Consider the following 11,535-nt stretch of genomic DNA (forward strand, 5'->3'; position numbering starts at 1 on the left):
ACGCGCCCGCACCCCGCCCGCCGGCCCGCGCGGGCGCTTCGGCGCGAAAGACGCCCGCCGCCCGGGCCGACCTCCCTATACTTCCCGGGCACCGAGGGGGGTGGTACGCGTGTCCCGAGTCGTGATGTGCCATGGCATCGGCTACCAGTACAAGCACCGCGAGACCGAGCTCAGCGCCTGGTACGAGGCCCTGCGACTGGGCATGAACGACACCGCGGTGGCGGTCCCGCCCCCGGAGCAGGTGTCGGCCGTGTACTACGGCAACTGCTACCGCAGCCTGGGCGCCAAGGGCCCGACCACCGAAGAGGACGAGTTCGCGCTCATCCCGCCCCTGCGCGAGGAGGACGTGCGCGATCCGCTGGAGCACGAACTGCTGGAGGCCATCGCCTCGGGACTCGACGCGCCCCCCGCCGGCGGCAGGGGCGTGGCCCAGGCCGCGCTGCGCAGGCTGGAGTCCTCCCCCGCGCTGGGCCTGCCGCCGGCCCGGGTGGTGATCCGGATCGTCCGGCAGGTGCGGCGCTACCTCGACGAACAGGACACGGTCCGGGCCTGCGCCCAGGAGCGCTTCGCCCGGGTGGTCACCCCCGACACCCGGGTCGTCGTCGCGCACTCCCTCGGCTCGGTCGTCGCGTACGAGGCGCTCCGCGCCGACCACCCGGAGTGGAACGTCGACACACTGATCACCCTGGGCTCGCCGCTGGGCATCCGCGCGGTCCGGGAGCGGCTCGCGCCCGGGCCGGGGGGCGATGACGCCGCGCCGTGGCCGAACGTGGCGCGCTGGATCAACGTGGCGGCCGACGAGGACCCCGTCGCGCTGGTGAAGAAGCTGGGGCCGCTCTTCGGCGACCGCGTCGAGGACCGGCTCGTGGTCAACGCGGGCCTGAGCCGCTTCGTCCTCGGCGGCCACTCCCTGCTGCGCTACCTCACCACGAGCGAGGTCGCCGAGGGGATCGCGGACGCCCTGCGGCCGGAGTGACCGGAGCGAGCAGCGCCGCCGCGGCCCTCGGGCCCGTCGGGCGCCGGTCGCGTCAGACCCGGTCCGGGAGGGGGGTCAGCAGGCGCTCCCGGAGGCGGGTTTGAGTGGCGGGGGTGATGCCGACGGGGCCAGTGAGGTACGCGGAGGGGGAACCGTAGCGGGTCGCCAGGTCCGCGAGGACGAGGGCCATGACGCCGGCCGGGGCCCGCCCGTAGGAGGGCCAGCGCAGGGTGCGGCCGGGGTGCGCGGCCCGCCAGTCGGCGACGAGGCGCTCGGTGGCGAGCTCGGTCAGCGCGAAGTCGGCGAGGATCTCCTCCTGCGGGACGTCCAGGAGGGTGAGGACGAAGGCGGCGATGAGCCCGGTGCGGTCCTTGCCCGAGGCGCAGTGGAACACGGTGGGGCCGGGGCCCTCGGCGATGAGCTCGATGGCCTCCCGGATCTCCACGACGCCGTCCTCGGCCACCTCGGCGAACCGGTCGGCGAGGTAGCGCCAGGGGTCGGTGTCCGGGTCGATCTCGGCCTGGTCGTAGGGCCGGTGCTCGATGCTGTGGTTGGCCCAGGTGAACAGGTGCGCCTCGGGCACCCGGCCGCGCCGCTCGATCTCCCAGGGGTAGCGCAGGTCGATGACGGTCCGCACGCCCAGTCCGAGGAACCGCTCCCAGTCCGCGCCTTCGAGCTTCGCGAGGTTGTCGGAGCGGTAGAGCACGCCGCTGACGACGGTGCGTCCGTCCGTCGTCCGGTAGCCGCCCAGGTCACGGAAGTTGTGCAGGCGCTCGAACGCGATGTGGCGGGAGGGCGGTGCTTCGTGCGGACGGGACAACCGGGGCTCCTGGGTGCGGTGCGGCGTGGTGCGGAGTGGTGCGGAGTGACGTGGCGTGGCGTGGTGCGTCTTCGGCCGTGCTGCGCCTTCGGCCGTGGTCCGGCGGCGCCTCGGGGTGCTTCGGTGGGCCCCAGGATGCCGGCCCGTGTGCACGGGCCACCGGTCGGGTCAGCGGTAGTAGCGGCGACAGGCCCGCAGCATGCCCTCGGCCGAGAGGGTGAACACGTCCACGAACTCGCTCTGTTGGGGCGACAGGCGGCCCATCACGACCACGCAGTCCCCGTCGGCGACGATCCGGTTGATGTGGTGGCGGACCCCGGCCGGTCGGGGACATTCGAGGTCGGTGCCGAGGGTGCCGGCGTGCAGGAGCGAGCCGTAGCCGTCGAGGTCGCCGGCGTCCAAGTAGTCGTAGGCGAGCCGTACGTGGTCGACCCCGGAGTCGGTGACGACGCGACTGGGCGGTACCCGCCCGGCGTGCCGACTGGTCATGGGCAGTCCTTTCGTACGGCCGCACCCCCTCCGGGTGCCGACGGCCCCACCTTCCTCCCGATCCACAACTCGGGGCTATCCCTTGCCTATCACGCTTCACCACCACGCAATCTCCACACCATGGACAACCGGAGAGGTGTTCGGGGAGACTGACCCCGCGCTCCACCCGTTCACTGGCGTGCCTCCAGCTGGGAGTCTCATGACCGTTTCGCCCGGCGGGGTTCCGCACACCCCGGACACGGTGGTGTTCCGCATCCTCGGACCGTTACAGGTGACCGGCCCCTTCGGGCCGGTCAGGATTCCCCCGGGGCGGCAGGAGGTCATTCTGGCCGCCCTGCTGCTTGAGGCGAACCGGGTCGTCAGTACCGACTACCTGGTCGACCTGATCTGGGACGACGAGCCACCGGACACGGCCCGCACGCAGGTGCAGATCTGCGTGTCACGGCTGCGCAAGCTGTTCTCCACGGCGCGGATCGCCGCCGCCATCACCACCCGGCCGCCGGGGTACGCCCTCAAGACGGAGGGCGATCTCGTCGACGCGGCGATCTTCGGCCGCCGGGTCGCGGAGGCGCGCACCCTCGGCAAGCGGGCGGAGCGGGCCGGGGCGGTGGAACTGCTGCTTGCGGCGGCGGAGTTGTGGCAGGGCGACTGCCTCAGCGGGGTGTCGAGCGAGACGCTGCGCAGCAAGGCCCTGCAGTTGGACGAGGAGCGGCTGACGGCCGCCGAGACCCGGATCGATCTCGAACTCGACCTGGGCCGGCACCATCAACTCGTCGGCGAGATCCAGTTGCTGGTACGGGTCCACCCGCTGCGGGAGCGGCTGCGCGGGCAGCTGATGCTGGCTCTGTACCGCTCGGGCCGGCAGGCCGAGGCGCTGGAGAGCTACCGGGTCGGACGGGAACTCCTCGTGGAGGAACTCGGACTGGAGCCCGGCGGCGAGCTGCGGCAGTTGGAACGGGCCATCCTCTCGGGCGACGTCCCGCCGGTGCCGTTCCCCGGGGCGACTCCCGGAAAGGGGCCGGATCCGGACGGCGCCGGGCAGGCGGGGCACGCCGGTGGGGTGTCGGCGGCAGCGGGGGGCCCGGGAGGCTCCGGCGGGTCCGAGGGCTACGGCGGCGGCCCGGGCGGGTCGGAGGGCTCGGGGAGCTACGGCCGCCCGGACGCCGGCTCGGTCCGGGCGGAGGCCCCGGACGGCTACGGCCGGGGTGGTGGCCCGGCTTCGTCGGGCCTGCCGGGCGACGGCGCCGCTCCGGAAGGTCCGGGTGTCGGTGCGCGGGGTCCGGGCCGGGACGTGCCCGGGGGCGGCGCCCCGACGGACCCCGACGCGGGCCGACCCGGTGGCGGCGGCCCGACGGGGGGCGGGTTCGACGCGGGCTCACCCGGTGGTGGCGCATCGCGGTTCCCGGCCCTGCCGGGCCGGCCCGGCGGGGCGGACGCCCTCGGGGGCGCCCTCGTCGGCGCGCTGCTCGCCGGCCCGACGGACCCCGGCGCCGGCGAGCGGACCCCGCAGGGCGCAGCCCCCGGCGGCGCGGAAGCGTCGGCGGGCGGGGGCGACGCCGGCGGGGCGGAAGCGTCGGCGGGCGGGGGCGACGCCGGCGGGGCGGCGCCGGCGGCGGGCCCGTCCGGATCGGACCGCCAAGGCGGCGCCCGCCCCCGCGGCGCGCCCGCGTCCGGCGGGGACGCCCGCGCGGTGGCCTTCCTCGGCGCGGGGTCCCACCCCGACGACCGAGCCGACGCGGCGGCCTTCCTCGGCACGGACTCCCGACGGGACGACCGCGCCGACGCGGTGGCCTTCGGCGCGGACCGCCCCGACGACCGCGCCGGGTCGGCGGCGGCATCGGGCGCCCCGGGGTCGGGGGCGCCGAGCGGGTCGTGGGGCGCCGGCGGGGTGGAGAGACCCGGCGGGGCGTACGGGGGGCACGCGCAGGCGGGTCCGTACCGTGAGGAGACGCCCCGTCAGCTACCGGCCGACACCTCGGACTTCGTGGGCGACGAGGAGCGGATCCAGAACATCGAACGGGCGTTGCTCGGCGACGGCACCCGTCGGGCCGTCGGACTGGCCGTGATCGTCGGCAAGCCGGGCACCGGCAAGTCCACCCTGGCCACGCACATCGCGCACCGGCTCGGCGATTCCGCTTTCCCCGGCGGCCAGTTGTACTGCGACCTGCGCGGTACCGGCACCCCGGCCACCTCCGGCGAGGTGCTCGGCCGGTTCCTGCGCGCGCTCGGCATCCCGGGCCCCGTGATCCCCGAATCGCAGGACGAGCGCGCCGAGATGTACCGGACGCTGCTCGCCTCCCGGCGGGTCCTGGTGGTGTTGGACGACGCCGGGTCGGAGAGTCAGATCCGGCCGCTGCTGCCGGGGAGCAACAGTTGCGCCGTCCTGGTGACCAGCCGGGTCCGGCTCACGGGCCTGCCCGGGGCGCACCGGGTGGAGCTCGACGTGATGAGCACCGGGCACGCCGTGGAGCTGCTGGTACGGGTGATCGGGGCGGAGCGGGTGGCCGCCGAGGACGTCGCCGCCGAGGCGCTGATCCGGACCGTGGGCGGGCTGCCGCTCGCCCTGCGGATCGTCGCGGCCCGGCTGGCGGCGCGTCCGCACTGGACGCTCGCGTCGATGGTGCACCGCCTCGCCAACGAGCGGCACCGGCTGGACGAGCTGACCCACGGCGAGATGACGATGCGGGCCAGCCTCTCGCTCACCCACGACGGGCTCGCCTCGGAGGACCGCCGCCTGTTTCGGCTGTTGAGCCTCGCGCAGGGCCCGACGCTGCCGGGTTGGCTGGCGGGGCCCCTGCTCGACGATCCCCGGCCCTTCGCCTCCGATCTGCTGGAGCCGCTGGTCGACGTACAGATGTTGGACGTCGTCGGGATGGAGTCCACGGGCGGGTTCCGCTACCGCTTCCACGAGATCATCCGGGTCTTCGCCCGGGAGCAGTTGGCGGCGCACCACGATCCGGCCGACCAGCGGGCGGCGACGGCCCGGATGCTCGGCGGTTGGATGTCGCTGGCCGAGCAGGCCCACCGGCGCATCTACGGCGGGGACTTCACCGTCCTGCACGGCGGCGCGCCACGCTGGGAGCCGCCGCAGGGTTGCGTGGACGAGCTGTTGGTGGATCCGTTGGAGTGGCTCGACACCGAGCACGCGAATCTGGTGCAGGCCGTGGAGCACGCGGCCGGGGCTGGGATGGACGAGCTGTGCTGGGACCTGGCGACGACGCTGGCCACCCTCTTCGAGGGACGGGGCTACTTCGACGACTGGGAGCGTACGCACCAACTGGCCCTGGAGTGCGCGCGGTCGGCCGGCAACACCCGGGGCACGGCGGCCCTGCTCAGCTCGCTCGGCGTGCTCTACCTCGGGCGCAGTCAGAGCGAGGAGTCCCGGGCCGCGCTGACGCAGGCGCTCGGCCTGTTCGAGGAGTTGGGCGAGCGGCAGGGGCTGGCGCTGTGCCACCGCGACCTGGCGTTGCTGGAACGGATGCGGGGCAACGAGGACCACGCGCTGACGCTGTACGACCGGGCGTTGCGGGATTTCGACCGGGCCGGTGACGTGGTGGGGCGGGCCATCGTCCTGACGCAGAGCGCGCACATCTGGATGCGGCGCGGGCAGACGTCGGCCGCGCAGAGCCGTCTCGACGAGGCGCTCGGCATCTACCGTTCGGTGGGGTACACGGGCGGTCAGGCACGCACGCTGCGGCGGGCGGGCCAACTGCTCCAGGGGCAGGGCGAGCACGAGCGGGCGGTGACGACGTTCACCGAGGTGCTGGAACTGTGCCGGGACAGCGGGGACGTCATCGGCGAGGGACACCTGTTGCGGGACCTGGGGCACGCGCACGCCGAGATGGGCCGGTGCGAGGCGGCTCGCGGGTTCTACGCGCAGGCGCTCTCGGTGCGGGAGCAGATCATGGACCAGGGCGGCGCCGCGCTGGTACGGCTCGACCTGGCGCGGCTGCTCGTGGCGAGCGGGGGTGCCGGGGAGCGGTCGCGGTCCCGGGAGCTGTTGGAAAGTGCGGTACGGGCCTTCCGCGACCGGCGGATGGAGCCCGAACTGGCCGAGGCCGAGAAGATGCTGGGCGTGTCTGCGACGGCGGGGGCGCAGCCGGGCGCGGGCGGCGCGGTGATCGGGATCGCTCCCGCCGCGGTCGGGGTCCCTCTCGGGGCCCTGCCGGGCCTGTTGCCCGCGGTGCCGGGGCCGGCCGTGGCCGTGGTGCGCGCGCCGGCGGCGGGGTCCGCCGCCGGGGTCTGACCGTCCGCCGGGTCCCGTGGTGTCCGGGGCCCGGTCCCGCCGTCCCCGCGCGGGGCGTCGGGCGGGGTCGGGGTCAGTCCCACGGGTTGGTGTTGGTGGAGGCGCCGGCCGCCGGGACGGCCTGCGGGCCGGCGCCGAGGGTGGTGACGGCGCTCGCACCGGCGGCGTGGGCGGCCTGGGCTCCGAGGACGGTCGTTCCGGCGAGGGCGACGGTGACGAAGGCGGTGCGCAGGGCGTGGGAGACGGTCATGTCGGGTCCTTTCATCGGTGCGCTCCGGGGGCTTCCGGGGCGCTTCCTTCTTTCTGGACACCAACGTAGGAACGGCCGGAATCCCCGGACCGGCCGTGCCCCTATCGCCGCGCTATCACGGGATGCTCGTGGCGGTCCGGAGTGCCGATAGGGCCGACGGGGCGGACGCTGTTCGTGGGGTGATGCCAACGCGATAGCGCCCTGCTGAGGATGGGGAACAGGAACCGGGCCGTCACCCCTGGCCCTGTCGTTCTCCCTCACCGTCCCCGGGAGCGCCCATGAACACCGATACCACCACGGACACGAGCACGGACCGGCGCCACGGCATCCCCGCGGCGCCCCCGCAGGAGACCTCCCGGGTGGGAGCCCTGATACGGGCCCACCGGCTGCGGATCGGGCTCACACAGCGGGAGTTGGCCGACTTGTCGACGATCAGCGTGCGGGCCATCCGCGATCTGGAGCAGGGCAAGGCCAGACGGCCCCGCCCCGACACCGTACGGCTGATGGCCGACGCCCTGCGGCTGGGGCAGCGGGCGCGGGCCGCGCTGGAGGCCGCCGCCCAGCAGGGCCGGGCCGGCGGGATGTGCTGGGCGCAGCCTCCGGCGCCACCGACCGCGTTGCACGCGATGCCGGGCCGGGACGCCGAAACGGGCGTCCTGGTGCGGGAGTTGCTGTCGGGTACCGAGCGGCTGGTGCATCTGGTGGGGCTGGGCGGGGTGGGCAAGACGCGGTTGGCCCTGGAGGTGGCCGAGCGGGTGCACGGCGCCGGGATGCCGGTGCTCTGGTACGGGTTCCCGGGCGCGTCGGCCGACTATCTGGCGCACGGCGACGGGGAGTTGTCGGATCGGGTGGCCGGGGCCGTGGCCGAGTTGTGCGGCCCGCCGGGGCGGGACGGGATCGCCGTGGGGCCGGACGGGCCGCTGCTCCCGGGGGTCGGCGCGGCCGGGTTCGGGGTGGCGGCGCTCGCGGAGCTGGTGGGTGAGCAGCGGGTGTTGCTCGTGCTGGACGGGGCGCCCGTGACCCCGGAGCGGTGCGACGGGCTGACCGGACTACTGCGGGCCTGCCCGGGACTGGGCCTACTGATCACCTCGGAGCAGCCGTGGGAGGTGCCGGGCGAGCGGATCTTCCTGCTGGCTCCGCTGGAGGTACCGGCCGAGGGCGCGGTGGACGCCGGTTCCCCCGCGGTGCGGGTGTTCCTGGACCACGTACGGCGCGTGCGGCCGGAGTTCGCTCCCGGGCCGGTCGACATGGAGCTGGTGGCCCGGCTGTGCCGGCGGCTCGACGGGCATCCGGGGGCGCTCGCCTCGGCGGCGTCCTGGCTGGTGGTGTGCGATCTGGCGACGCTGTGCCGGGGCCTGGACTCCGATCCGGTGGCGCTCCTCGACCACCTCGGCGGGGGCGCGGGCGCGGACCGTTTCCGGATGGCCCTGCGCCACCGGCTGGGCCGCCTGTCGGCGGGGGCCCGGGAGCTGTTGGACGCCCTGTGCGCGCGGGTCCCGGAGGTCGGGGCGGGCTGCGACGGCGCCGAGTTCGATCTGACGGGCATCACCGTCCTGACCGGTCGCAGCCTGCCCGAGTCGGGTCGGATGCTGCGGGAGTTGCTGATCGCGGGCGCCGTCCGGGCCGCACACGAGAGCGGCGGCTCCCGCTTCAGGGTCCTGGGCCTCGTCCGGTCCGCGATCCGCGACAGCTCCGGAGCGGCGACCGCGCTCGCTCCCTAGTGCTGTGACCGGAAAGGTCCACCGGGTCGCGGCGCCCGGCACGGCACCTCGCCGCGTTGTCGGACCACGGAAGTACGTCCAGTACGAACCGCGGCCCTCCGCCTTGCGATGCACCGCACCGAACACCGCGACCCGGCAAACCTTTCCGGCCACAGCACTAGCGGAGCCCCGGCCCGCCGGCCCGCGCCCGGCCGCCGGCGGTTCGCGGGAGCGGACGGCGCGGCGCCCTCGCCCGAGTGTCCCTCCGGGAGGTCTGGTCACCAAAGGGGCCCGCACGAGCCGAGTTGACGACGCCGGGGCGCGCCCGCCGCGTTGTCCCGACGGGCCGTGCCCGTCGCTCCTCCTGCCGCCCAACTGCTGCCGGAGTGCCGGAGCAACTGCCGCCCGCGGGGCGGACCGCCGGTTGGATGACGTACAGCCGGAACACCGCCCCGTCGGGCGGCCGACTTCCCACCCCCGCCACCCCCTCGCGAGGAGCATCCGCATGTCCCCCACCGCGTCCGAACGCAGCAGCGCGCACGGGCCGGCCGCTGTGCGGCTGCCCCTGTCGGCGGCGCAGCGCGACATCTGGATGGCCCACGGACTCGACGCCTCGGGCTGCCGCTACAACATCGGCGAGTACCGGGAGCTGGTCGGGCCGCTGGACCCGGAGCTGCTGGCCCGCGCCTGGCAGCAGCTCGCCCGAGAGGCGGACGTCCTGCGCGTGCGGGGCACCGGATCCGACGAGGACGGCGGGCTGTGGCAGCTGCTGCACTCCGAACCGGCGGGCCGCCGGCTGGAGTTCCGCGACTTCGGGGACGCCGCGGATCCCGTGGGGGCGGCCGGCGCGTGGATGGCCGAGGAGCTGGCCCGGCCCTTCGACCTGGCCGGTGACTGGCTGACCCGGCACGCCCTGCTCAAGGCGGGCACCACCGGCGGCGGTGAGCAGCGGTGGTTCTACTTCCACGCGTTCCACCACCTGGTGGTCGACGGCATGGGCGTGGCGCTGCTGGACCGGCGGCTGGTCGAGCTGTACGAGCGGGGGGCCGCGGGCGAACCCTGGGGGCCCACCCCGTTCGGGACATTGGCCGACGTACTGGAGGAGGACGCGGCGCATCGGGTGTCCCCGGAGGCGGCCGCGGAGCGGGCCCACTGGGCGGCACACCTCGCGGAGCTGCCGCAGACCCCGCGCCTCGGCGAGGGCCGCTCGGGCCGGACGGCGCCGGGCGCACTGCCCTTCGTACGGCGGACCGTGCTGCTGTCGCCGGACCGGGCGGAGCGGCTGCGGCAGGTGGCCCGGGCGCACCGGGCGCCGTGGACGATGCTGGTGATCGCGCTGGTCGGGGCGTACGTGCACCGGGTTTCCGGCAGCCCCGAGCCGGTGCTGGGGCTGCCGGTGACCGGTCGGCGCACGGATCTGGCGCGGCGTACGCCGGCCATGCTGTCGAACGTCATCCCGCTGCGGGTGCCCGTGCGGGCGCAGGGTACGACGGGCGAGCTGCTGGCGACGGTGGTCGCCGAGGCGCGGCAGGGTCTGGCGCGGCAGCGCACCCGGTACGAGGACATGTGCCGCGATCTGGGGTTGGGCGAGACCGACCGGCGGATCACGGCGCCGCTGGTGAACATCATGGCGTTCACCCCGGGGATGCGGTTCTGCGGTCTGCCGACGACGCAGCACAACATGAGCAACGGGCCGGTCGAGGACCTGGCGGTGGGGGTGTACGACCTCGGTCCGGAGGGCGGGCTGCGGATCGACTTCGACGCGGCGCCCGAGGTGTGCGACCTGGAGGCGGTGGCGGGGCACCAGGACCGTTTCCTGCGGTTCGTGGAGTCGGTACTCGCCGAACCGGAACTACCGTTGAGCGAACTTGAGTTGCTGGGTACGGTGGAGCGCCGACAGGTGTTGGAGGAGTGGACCGGGATCCGGGTGGAGACCGGCGGGGCCACCCTGGTCGACCGTTTCGAGGAGCAGGCCCGGCTGCGGCCCGGCGCCCGCGCGGTCGTGTTCGGCGGGCAGGAGCTCTCGTACGGGGAGCTGAACGCCCGCGCCAACCGGCTCGCCCATCACCTCATCGCCCGGGGTCTGGGGCGCGGCGACCTCGCCGGGATCCTCCTCGACCGCGGCACCGACCTCGCCGTCGCCCTGCTGGCCGTCACCAAGACCGGCGCCGGCTACGCCCTCCTCGACCCCGAGTTCCCCGACGAACGCCTCGCCCGTACCGCCGACGACGCCGGACTGGCCGTCCTCGTCACGGACGGCGGCCACCACTCCCGTCTCACCGGTCCCTGGCGGGTGGTGCGGCTGGACGCGGAGGCGGCCGTGGTCGCGGCGGCGGAAGGCACGAATCCCGGGGTGGGGTTGTCGTGGGAGGACGTGGCGTGCGTGATGTTCACGTCCGGGTCGACGGGCCGGCCTAAGGGGATCCTGTCCTCGCACCGCAACCTGGTCTCCACCCTCACCGCCCAGACCTACGCGAGCTTCGGCCCCGGTGAGACCTTCCTCCAGTGCTCGCCCGTCTCCTGGGACGCCTTCAGCCTCGAATTCTGGGGAGCACTGCTCCACGGCGGAAGCACCGTTCTCCAACCGGGACAGCGCCCCGAGCCGGCGGTGCTGTCGGAGCTGGCACAGAAACACCGCGTGACGATGCTCCAGCTGTCCTCCAGCCTGTTCAACTACCTCACCGACGAGCACCCGGAGACCTTCACCACCACCCGCGTCGTCTACACCGGCGGCGAACCCGCCTCCCCCGCCCACGTCCACCGCCTCCAACAGCTCCACCCCCACCTCACCATCACCAACGGCTACGGCCCCGCCGAATCCATGGGCTTCACCACCACCCACACCATCGAACCCACCCCCGAAGTCCAGGGCCCCCTGCCCATCGGCCGACCGCTCATCAACAAGCACGCCTACGTGCTGGACGCGAGGCTGCGGCCCTCCCCTCCCGGCACCACCGGGGAGCTGTACCTGGCCGGCGACGGCATCGCCCACGGCTACCTCGCCCAACCCACCACCACCGCCACCCACTTCGTCCCCAACCCGTACGGACCCCC

Annotated in this window: 7 protein-coding genes; 4 read left to right on the top strand and 3 right to left on the bottom strand. The window is 74.7% G+C overall.

What is annotated here, in order from left to right; translation table 11 throughout:
* Window positions 1-109 precede the first annotated feature (109 nt).
* The gene (locus ACZ4XJ_RS35250) at window positions 110-976 is read left to right on the top strand and encodes a lipase family protein (protein WP_468498616.1); all 867 of its coding nucleotides are present in this window, start codon (window positions 110-112) and stop codon (window positions 974-976) included.
* A 52-nt stretch (window positions 977-1,028) separates the two neighbouring features.
* Here ACZ4XJ_RS35250 and ACZ4XJ_RS35255 read toward each other — a convergent pair whose 3' ends face one another.
* A complete protein-coding gene (locus ACZ4XJ_RS35255; protein ID WP_468498617.1) occupies window positions 1,029-1,796 on the bottom strand; it encodes a tyrosine-protein phosphatase in 768 nt (255 codons plus the stop codon).
* A 168-nt stretch (window positions 1,797-1,964) separates the two neighbouring features.
* Window positions 1,965-2,285, bottom strand: a complete 321-nt coding sequence (locus ACZ4XJ_RS35260; protein ID WP_362878397.1) for a nuclear transport factor 2-like protein — start codon at window positions 2,283-2,285, stop codon at window positions 1,965-1,967.
* A 199-nt stretch (window positions 2,286-2,484) separates the two neighbouring features.
* Here ACZ4XJ_RS35260 and ACZ4XJ_RS35265 point away from each other — a divergent pair, with 199 nt between their 5' ends.
* Entirely contained in the window at window positions 2,485-6,531 is a 4,047-nt protein-coding gene (locus ACZ4XJ_RS35265; RefSeq protein WP_468498618.1) for an AfsR/SARP family transcriptional regulator, read from the top strand.
* A gap of 73 nt (window positions 6,532-6,604) precedes the next feature.
* Here the strand turns inward: ACZ4XJ_RS35265 and ACZ4XJ_RS35270 are convergent, their stop codons facing one another.
* A complete protein-coding gene (locus ACZ4XJ_RS35270) occupies window positions 6,605-6,781 on the bottom strand; it encodes a hypothetical protein (protein ID WP_362878400.1) in 177 nt (58 codons plus the stop codon).
* A gap of 278 nt (window positions 6,782-7,059) precedes the next feature.
* Between ACZ4XJ_RS35270 and ACZ4XJ_RS35275 the strand changes: the two genes are divergently transcribed.
* Entirely contained in the window at window positions 7,060-8,502 is a 1,443-nt protein-coding gene (locus ACZ4XJ_RS35275) for a helix-turn-helix domain-containing protein (protein ID WP_468498619.1), read from the top strand.
* Between the two features lie 484 nt (window positions 8,503-8,986).
* Window positions 8,987-11,535, top strand: a 2,549-nt coding sequence (locus ACZ4XJ_RS35280) for a non-ribosomal peptide synthetase (protein WP_468498620.1), incomplete at its 3' end; no start/stop codon positions are given.

Source organism: Streptomyces sp. NPDC029836, assembly GCF_055574495.1.